Here is a 15,806-nt window from a genome sequence, read left to right as displayed (position 1 = left end):
ATCATCACCATCAAAGGCGAGAGTTACCGCCTGCGGGAGAAGCGCCGAGCCGGGATCGTCCCGGCCCCGGTGCCAGCGGCCACCACCTGAGCCGCACCCAGTGGGGTGTCCTCCGCTTCGGCCTACGGCCTACGCTCCAGACACCCCACGGGCTCATACAACAAGGGGGTCAATATTCGTGTCGCCGGGTGGGTTAATTTTCATGTCGCTTGACAGTCGTCTGGCGATGCGTCAACATCGCGATGACCAAGGAGCCTTCATTTACATGGAATTGCTAGCTTTCTTACTGCGCGGGCCCGCCACACGGCGCCACCCCCGCCGCGGAGCGGCTTCGTTCAACAATCCATGCCGGACGCTGCGAGTACCAAGCCCCTGATCCTCCGCGAGGGGGACGGGATCGCCTGCGCTGGGGACTTCTGCTACACCCTGGACGGCGCCTACCAGCAAGTCCGCGAAACCTTCCGCACCCACCACCCTGACGGGGATGTGGCGCTTCTGGACCGGGCCTACCGGGTGGGGCGGAGCGCCCACGCCAGCCAGCGCCGGAAGAGTGGCGAACCGTATTTCTTCCACCCCCTGGCGGTGGCTCAGAGCTTGGCGGACTGGCGGCTGGATGCCGTCAGCATCGCCTGCGCCCTTCTCCACGACACGGTCGAAGACACCCTGATGACCATCGAGGAGGTCCGGGCCCAGTTCGGCGAGGAGATCGCCATCATCGTGGACGGCCTCACCAAGATGTCCAAGCTGGACTTCACGGACCGCACCCTCCTCAATGCAGAGAACGTCCGAAAGCTCCTGGTGGCCATGGGCAAGGATGTGCGGGTGCTCCTGGTGAAACTGGCGGACCGCATCCACAACATGCGGACCCTCGACTCCATGGGCGAGGAGAAGCGCCGCCGCATCGCCCGGGAGACCATGGAACTCTACGCCCCCCTGGCGAATCGTCTGGGCATGGGCAGCGTACGGGCCGACCTGGAGGATCTCTCCTTCTCCTACATCGAACCGGAGCGGTATCGCGAACTGAAGGATGCCATCGAGGCCAAGCACCAGAAGAGCGCCAGCCTCATCCAGGACATCCAGCACGCCCTGGAAGACGCCCTCCATTCCCAGGGGATCAAGGCCCGCGTCTTCTTCCGGGCCAAGCATCTCTACGGGATCTGGCGGAAGATGGGCATCCAGGAGAAGGGTCTGGATGATATCCACGACTGGCTGGCCTTCCGGATCATCTGCCCGGACCGGGCCACCTGCTACACCGCCATGGGCTTGGTCCACGCCCTCTACAAACCCATTCCCGGACGATTCAAGGACTACATCAGCCTTCCCAAGGACAACGGCTACCAGAGCATCCATACCTCCGTGCTCACCCCCAGCGGTGACAGCTTCGAGGTGCAGTTCCGCACCGAGGAGATGCACCAGCACGCCGAGGCCGGCATCGCCGCCCACTGGACCTACAAGGAAGGACGCATCGCCAACAAACAGGAGATCAATCAGGCCACCTTCCTGCGCCGCATGGTGGAGCTGCACCAGGACGCTAAGGACAGCCGGGATCTGGTAGCCAACCTCAAGGGCGAGCTCTCCTTCTCCCGTATCCAGGTCTTCACCCCCAAGGGGGACCTACGGAGCCTTCCCGAGGGGTCCACCCCCGTGGACTTCGCCTACAACATCCACACCGAGGTAGGGCACCGCTGCGTCGGCGCCAAGGTCAACGGGCGCATGGTCTCCCTGCGCCACACCCTGCACAACGGCGACCGGGTGGAGGTCAGCACCCGGGCCGACCACAAGCCCAGCCGGGACTGGCTCTCCTTCGTCAAGTCCGCCGGCGCCCGATCCAAGATCCAGGCCTTCATCCGTGAGCAGGAGCGCATCCAGGCCATTGCCATGGGACGGGAACGACTGGAACGAGAGGCCAAGGCCCTGAGCCTGCACCTGGACCATCCAGAGGTGAAGGCCGGACTGGAGGAACGCCTCAAGGAGCTGAAGTTCCCCAACTGGGAGGCCTTTTATGCCGCCGTAGGCTTCAACCGGATCACCATCCGGCGCCTCGTCGACCCGCTGCTCCCCGAGACAGTCCGGGCCAAGGAGGATCGGGCCACCGTCCTGAGCCCCAACGATACCGTGCTGGTGGACGACAACGTAGGCGTCCTCTACATGCTGGCCCAGTGCTGCAAGCCCATCCGGGGCGATGAGATCGTGGGCTACACGACCCGGGGTCGGGGCATCAGCATCCACCGGGTCAACTGTCCCCACCTCAGTTCCTCTTCCATGAACCCCGAGCGCCGGGTCAGCGTGGCCTGGGGGGGAAAACCTGGCAAGGGCGTTTTCGACACCGAGATCGCCATCACCGGAGAGGACCGCCCTGGCATGGTGGCCGCCATCTCCGAAGCCATACAGAAGGCCAACATCAACATGCAGCGATTCACAGCAGCGGGCGCCGAGGGCGGCACGGGCGTCTTCCACATCGCCCTGAGGGTGCGGGACCGCAACCACTTCGTCGAGATCATGAGCACCCTCCGGAAGGTCCGGGGGGTCTTTACCGTGGAGCGGGTCCGGGGCTCCATCTTCGGCAGTGTGCGCTGAGGTCTGGACGCCGCCCGCCGAGGCGCCCCCCATTCCCTGGGAGCGGGTGGAGGCCAGCCTCCGTCTGGCGAATCGACGAGGCGATCCCCATCGCCTGACCCAGCAGCATCCCGAATCGGACCGCCGTGCTGCCGTGGCCGTGGTCCTGTGGGGTGACAGCGCCGGCGCCCGCAAGCTGCTCCTGGTCCGGCGAGGTCACACAGCCCCTCAACACCCCGGGGAGTTGGCCTTCCCAGGAGGCATGGTGGAACCCTTCGACCGGGATCTTCCGGCCACCGCCCGCCGCGAACTGACGGAGGAACTGGGCCTCTCCGAGGGGCTCTGGGAACTGGGCTGTTTCCCGGATGGCGTGGCCAAGGCGCGAACCCGCTTCACCCCTGTCCTTTTCCGCTGGGAGGATCCCGATCCCCATCCGGTCCCGGGCCCCGAGATCCAGGAAGCCCTGATGCTGCCCCTTCAGGGCCTGCTGGAGGCCCCCTGGACCATTCAGGAGCTTGAACTCCTGGGAGAGCGGTTCAAGGTGCCCCGCCTGGAACTGCCGACCGGCCCCCTGTGGGGAGCGACGGCGGGCGTGCTGAAGGCGTGGCTGGAGCTACTGAAGTAATTCCAACACTAAGGCACTAAGACTCAAAGGAAAAGCAAAAGAAAGAAAAGCTGAAAAGCATTAACTTTTAATTATTCATCTTTTCTTTCTTTGCCTTTCTTCGTGCCCTTCGTGTCTTCGTGGTGGAAGTATTTTTTCAGCCCTTGAGCCTGACCAGCAGGTCCTTGGCTTCCACGCTGTCGCCCACGGCGGCGTGGAGTTCTGCGACGACGCCGTCCATGGGGGCGTAGACCGTGGTCTGCATCTTCATGGCCTCCATCATCAGGAGCTTGTCCCCCTTCTTCACCTTGGCCCCCACGGAGGTGGAGAGGCTGGCGATGAGGCCGGGGATGGGCGCTGCCACGTGGCTGGGCTCCTCCAGGTCCGCCTTGGGCCGGGCCACGGTCTTGGGGGCGATCCCCTTGTCCAGGATCTGCGCCGAGCGCGCCATTCCGTTCAGCTCGTAGTTCACGGAGCGCTTGCCATCCTTGTCGGGCTCGCCCACCGAGATCAGCTTGATGATCAGCGTCTTGCCGGGCTCGATCTCGACCGTGATCTCCTCGTCGGGCTTCAGGCCGTAGTAGAAGGCGGGCGTCGGCAGCTTGGCCACCTCCCCGTACTCCCGCTGCTGCTTCACGAAGTCCGAGAACACCTGGGGATACATCAGCCATGAGAAGAGGTCATCGTCCGTCGCCTCGCGGCGCAGCTTGTCCGACAGCTCCCGGCGCAGCTCCTCCAGGGCCGCCTCGTCCACCTGCGCCCCCTTGGCCTTCAGGTTCCCGGGCGCGGTCTCCCGCTCATACTTCGCCCTGGCCTCGGCAAACTTCTCGGGACCCAGCACCGCCTGCCAGACGTCCGTCGGCCAGCCGCCCTCGGGCCAACCCAGCCCGCCGGAGAGCATATCGATCACACTCTCGGGGTAGGGCATGGATCCGGGCTCCAGGTTCACCACATCCGCGGGCTTCACCCCCCGGCTGAAGAGCAGCAGCGCCATGTCCCCCACCACCTTGGAGGAGGGCGTCACCTTCACGATGTCCCCGAAGAGCTGGTTCACCTCGGCATAGGCCCGGGCGATCTCGGGCCAGCGGTGGCCCACCCCCATGGCGGCGGACTGCTCCTTCAGGTTGGTGTACTGCCCGCCGGGCATCTCGTGGAGGTAGACCTCGGCGGAACCGGTCTTGGGGGCCGTGTCGAAGGGCTTGTAGAACTCCCGCACCTGCTCCCAGTAGTCCGAGAACTCGTTCAGGGCCTCCAGATCCAGGCCCGTGTCCCGATCCGTGTGCTGCAGCGAGGCCACCACGGAATTCAGGTTGGGCTGGGAGGTGCTCCCGGACATCGATGCCAGGGCCAGGTCCACGATGTCCACGCCCGCCTCGGCGGCCTTCAGCACGGAAGACGCCGCCACCCCGCTGGTGTCATGGGTGTGGAAGTGGATCGGGAGACCGATCTCCTCCTTCAGGGCTTTCACCAGCTTGTGGGCGGCGTGGGGGCGGCAGAGCCCCGCCATGTCCTTGATGGCCAGGACGTGGGCGCCCATCTTCTCCAGCTCCTTGGCCAGCTTCACGTAGTAGGCCAGGGAATACTTGTCCCGCTTCTCGTCCAGGATGTCCCCGGTGTAGCAGATCGCCGCCTCGCACACCGCGTGGGTCTTCTGCACCGCCTCCATGGACACCCGCAGGTTCGGAAGGTAGTTCAGGGAGTCGAAGATCCGGAAGATATCGATGCCCGTCTCCGCCGCGTGCTTCACGAAGCCCGCCACCACGTGGTCCGGGTAGTTGGTGTAGCCCACCGCGTTGGCCCCGCGCAGGAGCATCTGGAAGCAGATGTTGGGGATCCGCTCCCGCAGATCCCGCAGGCGGCCCCAGGGATCCTCGTTCAGGAAGCGCATGGCGGTATCGAAGGTCGCCCCGCCCCACATCTCCAGGGAGTAGAGCTGGGGGGCCCGGTGGGCCACGGCACCCGCCCCGGCGAGCATATCGAAGCTGCGCACCCGGGTCGCCATCAATGATTGATGAGCATCCCGCAGGGTGGTGTCCGTGATCAGGAGGCCCTTCTGCGCCTTCGTCCACTCCGCGAAGCCCTTGGCGCCCAGCGCCAGGAGCCTCTGGCGGGTGCCCTCGGGGGGCGTGATCCGGTGGTCGTAGGCCGGGGCCTTGGCCGGGGCCAGGGCCTTGGCGGGGCTGTAACCCTTGGTGTGGGGGTTCCCGTTGACGATCACGTTGCCCATGTAGTTCAGGAGCTTGGTCGCCCGGTCCCGGCGGGGCTTGAAGGCGAAGAGCTCGGGGCTCGTGTCGATCAGGGTCGTCGTCGCCTCACCGCTCCGGAAGATGGCGTGCTCCACCACGTTCTCCAGGAAGGGGATGTTGGTCTTGACGCCCCGGATGCGGAACTCCGTCAGGGCCCGGCGCGTGCGGGCCAGGGCCATCTCGTAGGTCTGCCCGCTGGTCACCAGCTTGGCCAGGAGGGAGTCGTAGAAGGGCGTGATGACGGAACCCGCGAAGCCCATGCCGCCGTCGAGGCGCACCCCGAGGCCGCCGGGGGAGCGGTAGACCGAGATCCGGCCGTAGTCCGGGATGAACTTCTTCTCCGGATCCTCCGTGGTGATGCGGCACTGGATGGCGAAGCCGTTGCGGGGCACCTCCGCCTGCTGGGGCATCCCCACCTCGGGGCTGTGGAGCTCGTACCCCTGGGCGATGAGGATCTGGGCCCGCACCAGGTCCAGGCCCGTGATGACCTCCGTGACCGTGTGCTCCACCTGGATCCGGGGGTTCATCTCGATGAAGAACCACTCGTGGCGGTCCAGGTCGTAGAGGAACTCCACCGTGCCTGCGTTGTCGTAGCGGATCTCCTTGGCCATGCGGGCCGCGGCCTCGCAGAGCTCGGACACCACCGCCGGGGGCAGGCCGAAGCTGGGGGCCACCTCGACCACCTTCTGGTGGCGCCGCTGCACCGAGCAGTCCCGCTCGTGGAGGTGGATCACGTTGCCGTGCTTGTCGCCCAGGATCTGCACCTCGATGTGCTTGGCCCGGCCGATGTACTTCTCCAGGAAGACCGCCGGGTTGCCGAAGGCCTGCCCCGCCTCGCCCTGGGCCTCGTCCAGGAGCGACTCCAGGTCCTCCTCCCGCAGCACCACGCGCATGCCGCGCCCGCCGCCGCCGAAGGCCGCCTTGATGATCAGGGGGAAGCCGATCGACCTGGCGATCTTCATGGCCTCAAGCCGGTCCGTCACGGGCTCCTCGGTGCCCGGCAGCACGGGTACGCTGATCCGCTTGGCCAGGGCCCGGGCGGCGGTCTTGTCGCCCATCATCTCCAGCAGCTCGGGCCGGGGCCCCACGAAGATCAGCCCCGCCTCCTCGCAGGCCCGCGCGAAGTCCGCGTTCTCTGAAAGGAAGCCGTAGCCGGGGTGGACCGCGTCCACACCCTTCTCCTTGGCCACCCCGATGATGCTCTCGATATCCAGGTACGCCGCCACCGGCGCCTTGCCCGCCCCCACCTGGTACGACTCGTCCGCACGGTAACGGTGGATGCAGAAGCGGTCCTCCTGGGCGTAGATGCCCACGGCCCTCAGCTTCAGTTCGTGCGCCGCCCGGATGATCCGCACCGCGATCTCCGAACGGTTCGCCGCCATCAATTTCTTGACTGGACGAATCCCCGAGGGCTGCGTGGTGGACTTCTTGGCTTTGGACATGGGTCACCTGGGAACGGATGGACAAAGGACCTGACGCCTCGGATTGCGATATACACGTCAGGCAGGGACAGAGGTCTGTCCATGCTCAATCTTACCCGTTTTGGACGGGCGGAGAATGTCCATGACGGCCCCTCCCCCTCGGCCATCGGCAGGACTTATCTCCGCAGCAGGCCTGGATGCGCTCAGTGCGAGACGGATCCGAACGATTCCATCACCTGAGCCAGTCGCGACACACCGAAACGCCGCAGCAGGAGGGGCGTGCGCCCACGATTCCAACTCGCATCGCCATACATCATGGGCCCCAGGGGCCCTCCATCGCTCGGAAGAAGGTTCAGAAAACCGGCTTGGGATGGGGTCGACAGCTTTGAAGAGGGCTCACAGGGATATTCCTTATTCTACATGTAAGAAATATATTTTTATATTCTCTCCGCGTCAAGGGGAATTCCTATCCATCGTCACCCGTGCGAAGCTCAAACTATGGTCACTCCCAGCCGTTCAGCCTCCGCCCACGCCCTCCACCTGGTCTTCGGAGAAGGACAGCGCGTACCGGACACATGGGATGCGGATCTCAGCCACGAAGACGCCTCTCTGGCCCAGGCTATCCTCGGCCTCTGCCTGAGACGCTGGGGCCGCCTCATGGCCTACCTGAACCCCCGGCTCAAGAATCCCGAACGGGGCATCCCCCTTGGCTCCCAGGTAGCCCTGGCCCAGGGACTGGCCCAGCTGGCGTGGCTGCCCGGGGTGGGCACCCACGCCGCCGTCAACGAGGCCGTGGAACTGGTGGCGAACCGGGAGTTGGGCTTTCCGCCCCATCGCGGGCTGGTGAACGCCATCCTCCGCAAGGCCTCCAGCGACCGGGAAGCTCTGAGAGCCGAACTGGAAGGCTTGAGCCCTGCCCTGGACCGCACCCCATGGGCGGAAAGGATCCTGAAGGGAGCCCTGCCGCAGCCTGAAGGACGCGAGCAGCTCTGGACCCGTCTCCAGACGCCCCCTTCCCCCTGGTTCCGCCCCCTGACACCCGGCCCCCTGCCTGAAGGCCTGGAGCGGGATGCCCGGGCATCGGAGGCCCTCCGGATCCTTCCCGGCGCCCCCTTCCCGAGGACCTGGCTCCAGGAGGGCCGGGGCATGGTGCAGGACCTCAGTTCCCAGGCCCTCATGGACTTCCGGTGGGAGGCCCCGGTGACCCGGATCCTGGATGCCTGCGCCGCCCCCGGCGGCAAGACCACGGCCCTCGCCAGACGTTTTCCCAAGGCCGCCCTCTTTGCGCTGGAGCAGGAACCCCGTCGGGCCCAGCGCCTCGAGGAGAACCTTGCGGCCCGCGGCATCAACGCCCAGGTGACCGTGGGTGAGGCCGGTGCCTGGATGGCCAAGGGGGGGCGCCCCTTCGATCTGATCCTCCTGGATGCCCCCTGCTCAGGCAGCGGCACCATCCAGAAGCATCCGGAACTGGTCTGGCTGGGCCACACCCTGGATCTGGGACGCCTCCAGTCCATCCAGGCCCGCCTCCTGGATCAAGCCGTGGCCCGCCTGGCCTCCGGCGGTCTGCTCATCTATGCGGTCTGCTCCTGGCTCCCCGAGGAGGGCGAAGCCCAAGCCAAGGCCCTGCTGGCCCGGCGTCCGGAGATCCATTCCGCCCAGGTATGGGAGTCCGGCTCCCACTTCCGTCCGGACCCGCTGGAATGGCCCGGCGAGGGGTTCCAGGGCTTCGCCTTCACGAAGGCCTGAAGGAAAGAGTTGTCACGCGGAGACGCGGAGTACGCGAAGGGAAAGCGGCAGGAAGCAGGGTTGACTGCTTTTCCTCCGCATCTCCGCGCCTCCGCGTGAACCATCCTTTCCCTCAGAAATGCGTGTCGATCACCTCGCACCAGAAGTGGTAGATCATCTGGTGAATCTCCTGCACCCGGGCGGTGACGATGGAGGGCACCACCAGCGCCTCGTCCACGAGGTCCTTGAGGGATCCGCCGTCCTTCCCGAGCAGGCCGAGGGTCTTCATGCCCTGCTCCTTGGCCGCTTCCACAGCCCGGATGATGTTGGCGCTGTTGCCGCTGGTGCTGATGCCCACCAGCAGATCCCCGGGACGCCCCAGGGCCTCCACCTGCCTGCAGAAGACTAGATCGAAACCATAGTCATTCCCGATGGCCGTCAGGGCCGAGGTGTCCGTCGTGAGGGCAAGGCCTGCCAGAGCCCGGCGCTCCTTGACGTATCGCCCGCTCAGTTCCGCGGCGAAATGCTGGGCGTCCGCGGCACTCCCGCCGTTGCCGCAGACCAAGATCCTGCCACCGCGCTTGAGGCGCTCGGCCATATCATTCCCCTGGGCGACGATCCGCTCCATCACCCCGGGAAAGAATTCCTGCTTCAGGTTCACAGAGGCACGCACATGGGCAAGCAGAAGAGAATGCATCAAGGGACTCCTGGTGAGTTGGATCAGACACGATCGCCGTGGGATCTTACTAGGAATTTCACCCCAATACCGAGGAAGGCTGTCAAAGTATTTTGATCACCCACATCAGGAGACACGCCGCACCATGTCCTGGACGGAATGGATAGCCAATCAGCACACCTTCTTCGTGCATATCCCGACAGCTGCGGCCATTTTCCTCCCCCTGCCGCTGATCGCCGCACAGCGCATGGGGCGGGGCATCCGCCCCTGGTGGCTCATCTGCCGCTATTTGGCCATCATGGGCTTCCTCGGGCTCATCCTGACCATGATCAGCGGATATGCCTGCGTTCCGAACCTTTCCCCCCTGAAGGGGCTTGTCACAGCCGCCGGACGCTCCACCTCGACTGTCGCCCTGGTCTATCACCAGTTCTTCGGGACGCTCAGTTTGGTCCTGGGGATTGTGACCCTCATGTCCATGTTCAGGAAGCGCAAGGATCACGAGAGCCTCGGACTGCTGCCCTTCACCTTCGGAATCCTGTGGGCCGTGGCCATCCTGCTTGCCCACCACTACGGCACCGTCATCGGCAGGGCGGAAGTGGCACCCAGGAAGGTGGTGACGGCCCCGCCACCCCCCGCTCCCGTGCTCCGCAGGGAGGATCCGGAGGCCAAGACCCCGATCCGGGTTCTGGACTACCAGCGCCTGATCCCCATCCACACAAGTCCCGTGAAATCCAAGCCCCACGGAGACCGATGGATCCGGGTATGGGCAAGCCCAGAGGCGGCCGATGCCTACCGGAGCGGCCAGGCCCTCCCAGAAGGCGCACTGGTTGTCATGAGCACCGTAGAGGACCGCTGGGGCCGCCCGGGCTTTGAGCCCGGCCCCCTCTGTGCCCTGGAGGTAAAGGGGGGCAAGCCAGCCTTGACCTACTACTGGGGGCAGGTGCCCGAAGCCAGACGCTCCGAGACCGGAGGCGCCCAGCAGGTCTACTGGAGGGACTCGGACCCGAATCTCCGATCCTGCATGGAATGCCACAGTCAGGGCATGGCCCCGGCCAAGGACCGGAGCCAGTGGGGAATCCCCCGGCCCCAGAGGCAGGGCGGGACGAAGCCCTGAATCCGATGCGCATCCGCAAACAAAAGAAGAAATTCCACCACTAAGCAACCCCGCCGCGCGGGGTTGCTTAAATGAGTCCTGAGGCTACATCTCCTCACCGACCAGCACCTCTCTCGGCTTGCTGGCGCCCCGGTCCGGTCCGATCAGTCCCTCTTCTTCCATGCGGTCAATGAGGCGGGCGGCTCGGCCGTAGCCGATGTTGAGTTTGCGCTGAAGGAGGCTGGTACTGGCTTTGCGTTCCCGTTTCACCACCGCCACGGCACGGTCATAGATATCGTCACCGCTGCTGGCGCCACCATCATCCTCGGCACCTGCCGCCTCTTCGTCCGTCTCCATGGCGCTCAGGAGGGCCTGGTTATAGTCGGGCTTGCCCCGCTCCTTGAGCCAGTCCACCAGCCGCAAGGTCTCCTCCTCCGTGAGGAAGGGGGCGTGGATGCGCCTGGGCCGGGAGGTGCCCGGGGCCAGGAAGAGGGCATCGCCCTTGCCCAGAAGTTGTTCGCCACCACTGGAATCCAGGATGGTGCGGCTGTCGATCTTGGTGTTCACGCGGTAGCTGAGACGGCTGGGGAGGTTGGCCTTGATGACACCGGTGACGATATCCACGCTGGGGCGCTGGGTGGCCAGGATCAGATGGATGCCCACGGCCCGTGCCTTCTGGGCGATGCGGGCGATGCTCTCCTCCACCTCACTTCGGGCCACCATCATGAGGTCAGCCAGTTCGTCGATGACCACCACCACGTAGGGGAGGTGCTCCAGGAGGGTGGGTCGGTCGGGCCAGCGGGGGTTGGGGGTGCGGTCGCTGAGATCGATGGAGCCGCCGGCCTCGAAGATCTTCTGGTTGAAGCCTTCCAGATTACGTACCGCCAGCAGGGCCAGACGGCGGTAGCGATCCTCCATCTGGGCCACCACCCATTTGAGGACCCGCCCCGCCTCCTTCATATCCGTCACCACCGGAGCCCAGAGGTGAGGGATGTTTTCGTAGATGCCCAGTTCCACCATCTTGGGGTCCACCAGGATCAGTTTGGCCTCGTGGGGCATGGCCCGCAGAAGGATGGAGCAGATCATGGCATTGACGCCCACGGACTTGCCGCTGCCGGTGGAACCGCCAATCAGAAGATGGGGCATCTTGGCCAGATCGGCCACGATGGGGTGACCCGCCAGGTCCTTGCCCAGGGCCAGGGTCAGGAGGCTGCCCCCGTCCTTGGCATCGGGATCCCGGAAGGCAGGGCTGTCCAGAACCTCCCGGAAGCAGATGGTTTCGCGCTTGGGATTGGGCACCTCAATGCCTACCAGGTTGCGCCCGGGGATGCGGTCGATGCGCACGGCCTCGGCCTGGAGGGCCAGGGCCAAGTCGTCTTCCATGTTCATGACCTTGGCCAGGGGTACGCCGGGATCCGGGGCGAACTCGTAGACCGTCACCACTGGACCGGGCTGCATCCCCACCACCTGCCCCTTGACCTTGAACTCCGTGAGTTTCTGCTGGATGAGGGTCCGGGTGTCCTCCAGCATCCTCGGATCCAGTTTCTCTCCGGCCTTGGGGGGGTCAAAGAGACGCCTGGGCGGCAGCTCCAGGCGATCCACGGGACCGAAGGCCTGGGATGCAGCCTTGCGGCGTGGCTCATGTTCAGGCTGGGGCTTCCAGGACGGGGATTCAGGCAGAGCTGGCGAGGGCATGGGAGGCAAGGGCCTGGAGGGTGTCGGCTCCGTCAGCCCAAGGGCTTGCTGCTCCGTACGGCGACCAAAGCGGTCCACGTCCACCTTGCTCTCCACCACCATGGGCTTGGGGGGCGGCGGTGGCGGAAGATCCCTCAGAAGAACCGGCGGCGGCAAGGTCAGGTCCAGGTTCTCAGAGGATTCCTTCCAGGGAACCCCCTCGATGGGCTCCAGATCCATCGGCAAGGAATCCATGCGCCGGGAATCGAGGTTCATCGAGTGGATGATGGGAAGCCCCACTTCCGGGGGGATCTGGCGACCGGATTTCCGGTAATCCAAGGCCTCCCGCTCAGCCCGCTCCAGGGCGGCGATGGGATCTTCCGCCGGGGACAACTCACTGAAGTCCGAGGCCTCGATTTCCTTTACGGGCAGGGAGGCCTTCTCCTTCCGCCCCAGGAAGGGACGCCGCACCATCCCGAGAAAGCCCTGGGCTCCCTTGGCAGGCAGCGGCTTGAACCAGGGCCAAGCCTTCTGGCCGAACCAGTGCACCATGAGCTTCCCGAAAGCCTGGGTCAGACCGGGGGCAATGATGAGGCAGCTGAACAGGATCAGCACAGCCAGAACGATGGGGAGCCCGGCCGGACCAAGTCCCTTGTGCATGGAGGGCCAGCACACGTTGCCAATCCACCCGCCCCAGCGCAGGGGGATGGCAGGGAGACCATTCTCGGAGCCCATGTTCCGGGTGCCGAAGGCTCCCAGGGCAGTCCAAACGGCGAAGGCCAGGGCCGCCCACGCCAGCCGACGATGCCAGCGAGGTCCTTCCTGAGGGATGCACTCCCAGAGGATATAGAAGGGAACGAGCCAGGAACCGACGCCAGCAATGATCTGGAGCAGGCCCGCCAAATGGGCCCCGAGATTGCCGCACAGGTTGTGGATCGTCGGGTCCACCTGCCCCTGGGCGAAGAAAACGAGGGGATCCCGGGGGTGGAAGCTCAGCAGGGACAGCACCAGTACCAGCGCAAAGGCACCCACCAGAACCCTGAGCAGCAGCCTGCCCATACCCTCTTTCACGCAACCTCCTAGAACCGACGCGGCTTGGGTTCGATTCTACCGCTTAGCGGTCCGTGGCCCTAGCGCGTCGATCAGCGGAATGCGCCGCTGGGAGTCCCATAGGGGCTTGCCGGAATCCCGCATGTAGGCCCCGATGGTGGTGAAGGTCCAGCCGCCCAGACGCGCCTTGTCAAGGAATGGCCCCAGGATGCGGGCAGGACGGTCCACCTCGGGGCGGGCCGAACCAAGATGCATCAGGACGATGAGCCCCTCCCCGTCCCGCCGCTCCATGCGCTCGCCCAGGCGATCCAGGATGGCGTTCCCCGAGCGGTATAGCCTCCGTTCCTTGACGGTGGCCCAATCCAGGGTGTCGGCCCCTTCGCTCCATCCGATATGCCGGTAACCCAGCTCCTCAGCCCAGCCCCGGATCTCGGGAGTCTGCTCGCCATAGGGCGCTCGCCAGTAAGGGTCCATGGGACGCCCCACCAGGTGGTAGAAGAGACGGTCCGCCTCCAGGAGCTCGGCCTGGAATCGTTCCCGAGTCCAGCGCGGGTCCCGCCTCATGCCCGGAGCCAGGTGGGGATGGCTGAGGGTATGGTTGCCGATCTCATGGCCCCCCTGAGCCATCCGTCGCACCAGTTCTGGGTACCGCCGAATGAAGGCGCCTGTGACGAAGAAGGTCGTTCGGATCCCCCGTTCATGAAGGGCGTTGAGGATATCCTGTGCCACCTCTGCCGAGGAACCCCCGTCAAAAGTCATGCACACCCGCCGCCCAGCCCGGGGACCGCGGATGTAGTTGAGGGATTCTCCACTCCCCGGCCAGATTGCCGAGGAGGCCTGGGGTGCCGGAAGCTGAGGCCTGGGTGCGGGCGGCGCGGGCTTCGGGGCCGGGGGCTGGGGTTTGGGTGCGGGTGGTGCGGGCTTCGGGGCCGGGGGCTGGGGTTTGGGTGCGGGCGGTGCGGGCTTCGGCACCCAGGGTTTGCTGAAATCCCAGCGGGCCAGGACCTTGCCCTCCCCATCCCGGAGTTCCACGACCTCCCCCTTGGGGGGAAGGTAGCGTTCCCAACGCACGGGCCCGTAGTCGACGTGACGGGAGTCGTGGACGAAGGCGCTCTCCAGGAAGAGATCCGTGGGGCGGTCCACCTCGCCCTCGATCACCACGATGCCCCCCAGAACGTGATAGGACCAAGGTGCCAGTTCCACCGGCGGGGCCGCCGGAGGGGGTGGCGGTGGCGGAGGCGCCTTTTTCTCGCAGGCCAAGGTGAGCAGGAGGACAGTGCCGATCAGGGCGGCGCGAAGCTTCATGCTCGCTCCAGGCAGGCGGCCCAGTAGTTGGCTTTCTCCCGGATCCGGACCCGCCGCGGACGAAAACCGGAAGCTTCCAGATGCTCGAAGGCCCATTGGGCGAGCAGCTCCGCCGTGGGGTTCCTGCCCTTCAGCCATGCGTGGTCGTTGAGCAGCGTGTAATCGAGGACCGCAACCCAGGCATCCAGGGCCCTGGCGAAATCGAACTCGGAGGCCGTGTCCCCCAGCATCACTTCCGCCTCCACGGTCCAGTTATGACCGTGCCTGGGCTCGACGAAGCCAGGAAGGTCATGGAAGTGGTCTGAGACGAAGGATCGTTGGAGGGTCAGAGTGATGTGGGTCACGGGGCCAGTGTATAGAGGAAGCCCTGCGGACAGAATCCAAAAAGTAGTCCCGGTTGGCGGCCGTTCAACTCGAAAGCCACGGATCGCGGTTCTTCCGAGGAGAAGGGCATGTTGGCCGCAGAGACACCTGCGCGGAGCTACGCACCTCACGGCAAGAAAATGGCAGGCGCAGACCACCCCCTCCGACTGCTCATGGGCTGACAAACGCCTATTGTTTGCCATCCTGTTCATCCCATTCATCCTGGCTAAAAAAACAAAAAGAAGAGGATTAGCCAGGATGAAGGGGATTCAGGGGATAAGGCTTGCCAACAAGCGGTATAGCCAATCATCCAGGAGCGCAAATCAACTGGGGTACAACCCCCAGACCGCCTGACAAAGCCGCTGTTGAAGGGGTACGGCGCAACGTGGCCGAGCAGATCAGGGCGAAGATCGGGCAAGCGTCCAGCTTGCCGCTGTCATCCCAGCTCCTCCCGTAGTCCCTCCAGGAACACCAGCATCCGCTCCTGCCTGCGCTGCGCCTCGCGTCGGCCCGCCTGGGTGTTCATCCCACCGGCCAGCTTGAGGAGCTTCTTCTCGAAGTGGTCAAGGCTGTAGCGTTTGTCGTCCAGTTCCCGCTCCAGGCCCCAGGGGTCCGCCTCGTCCCACATCCCGGCCCCCATGGAGCCACCGGTGGCGAAGACCCGGGCGATGCCGATGGCCCCCAGGGCATCAAGGCGATCCGCATCCTGGAGCACGGCGCCCTCCAGGCTCCGGGGCGCCTTGCCGCCTGAGAAGCTGTGGGTTTCCACGGCCTCGGCCACGGCTTCGGCATGGGGGGCCAGCTCGGCATAATCCCGGCACCAGTCCCTGGCCTCCAGGGCCGAAAGCTCCGCCGTGCGGGGGGAATCGGGGTGGTTCTTGGGGAGGTAGACCAGGTCATGGAGGAGGGCCGCGGTGCCGCAGACGAGCTCCAGGGCCCCCTCCTCCCGGGCCAGCTGGAAGGAGATGTGAGTGACGCGGAGGACGTGCCCCAGCCCGTGGGCCCCGTCCCTCTGCTCCTGGGCGACCCTCAGTGCCAAACGCTCCAGAAGGCGAGGGTCGGGGGAAGGCGCATCGAATATCATCATCATCCT

The 15,806-nt window shown here is 65.4% G+C and carries 10 protein-coding genes; 4 read left to right on the top strand and 6 right to left on the bottom strand.

The window, feature by feature from the left end:
• Positions 1-345: 345 nt before the first annotated feature.
• Together HOLFODRAFT_RS21565 and HOLFODRAFT_RS23415 are read left to right on the top strand one after the other, a co-directional pair.
• The gene (locus HOLFODRAFT_RS21565) at positions 346-2,577 is read left to right on the top strand and encodes a RelA/SpoT family protein (RefSeq protein ID WP_005034384.1); all 2,232 of its coding nucleotides are present in this window, start codon (positions 346-348) and stop codon (positions 2,575-2,577) included.
• On the top strand, positions 2,567-3,181 hold the full coding sequence (locus tag HOLFODRAFT_RS23415; protein WP_005034382.1) for an NUDIX hydrolase: 615 nt from the start codon (positions 2,567-2,569) through the stop codon (positions 3,179-3,181). The genes HOLFODRAFT_RS21565 and HOLFODRAFT_RS23415 overlap by 11 nt, the downstream gene beginning before the upstream one ends.
• Positions 3,182-3,317: 136 nt before the next feature.
• Here the strand turns inward: HOLFODRAFT_RS23415 and HOLFODRAFT_RS0214595 are convergent, their stop codons facing one another.
• Positions 3,318-6,848, bottom strand: a complete 3,531-nt coding sequence (locus tag HOLFODRAFT_RS0214595; protein WP_052572575.1) for a pyruvate carboxylase — start codon at positions 6,846-6,848, stop codon at positions 3,318-3,320.
• Positions 6,849-7,325: 477 nt separating this feature from the next.
• Between HOLFODRAFT_RS0214595 and HOLFODRAFT_RS0214590 the strand changes: the two genes are divergently transcribed.
• The gene (locus HOLFODRAFT_RS0214590; RefSeq protein ID WP_005031845.1) at positions 7,326-8,573 is read left to right on the top strand and encodes a transcription antitermination factor NusB; all 1,248 of its coding nucleotides are present in this window, start codon (positions 7,326-7,328) and stop codon (positions 8,571-8,573) included.
• A gap of 112 nt (positions 8,574-8,685) precedes the next feature.
• On the opposite strand, the gene gmhA is transcribed toward HOLFODRAFT_RS0214590, so the two are convergent.
• A complete protein-coding gene (gene gmhA, locus HOLFODRAFT_RS0214585; RefSeq protein ID WP_005031847.1) occupies positions 8,686-9,249 on the bottom strand; it encodes a D-sedoheptulose 7-phosphate isomerase in 564 nt (187 codons plus the stop codon).
• A gap of 124 nt (positions 9,250-9,373) precedes the next feature.
• Between gmhA and HOLFODRAFT_RS0214580 the strand changes: the two genes are divergently transcribed.
• Positions 9,374-10,342: a hypothetical protein gene (locus HOLFODRAFT_RS0214580; RefSeq protein ID WP_005031850.1), complete on the top strand. Its 969-nt coding sequence runs from the start codon at positions 9,374-9,376 to the stop codon at positions 10,340-10,342.
• A gap of 84 nt (positions 10,343-10,426) precedes the next feature.
• Here the strand turns inward: HOLFODRAFT_RS0214580 and HOLFODRAFT_RS23410 are convergent, their stop codons facing one another.
• From HOLFODRAFT_RS23410 to HOLFODRAFT_RS0214560, 4 genes are all read right to left on the bottom strand, one after another.
• Positions 10,427-13,066, bottom strand: coding sequence for an FtsK/SpoIIIE family DNA translocase (locus tag HOLFODRAFT_RS23410; RefSeq protein ID WP_005031853.1), 2,640 nt, complete (start codon positions 13,064-13,066; stop codon positions 10,427-10,429).
• A 36-nt stretch (positions 13,067-13,102) separates the two neighbouring features.
• On the bottom strand, positions 13,103-14,350 hold the full coding sequence (locus HOLFODRAFT_RS0214570) for a polysaccharide deacetylase family protein (protein ID WP_005031855.1): 1,248 nt from the start codon (positions 14,348-14,350) through the stop codon (positions 13,103-13,105).
• Positions 14,347-14,694 (bottom strand): 6-pyruvoyl trahydropterin synthase family protein, encoded by a 348-nt coding sequence (locus HOLFODRAFT_RS24910; RefSeq protein WP_052572573.1) that lies wholly within the window; start codon positions 14,692-14,694, stop codon positions 14,347-14,349. The genes HOLFODRAFT_RS0214570 and HOLFODRAFT_RS24910 overlap by 4 nt, the downstream gene beginning before the upstream one ends.
• 455 nt (positions 14,695-15,149) lie before the next feature.
• Positions 15,150-15,797, bottom strand: a complete 648-nt coding sequence (locus HOLFODRAFT_RS0214560) for an HD domain-containing protein (RefSeq protein WP_005031860.1) — start codon at positions 15,795-15,797, stop codon at positions 15,150-15,152.
• Positions 15,798-15,806: the final 9 nt, after the last annotated feature.

The sequence above is a fragment of the Holophaga foetida DSM 6591 genome, from assembly GCF_000242615.2.
Classification (GTDB): Bacteria; Acidobacteriota; Holophagae; order Holophagales; family Holophagaceae; genus Holophaga; species Holophaga foetida.
This window is presented reverse-complemented; position numbering and strand designations above follow the sequence as displayed.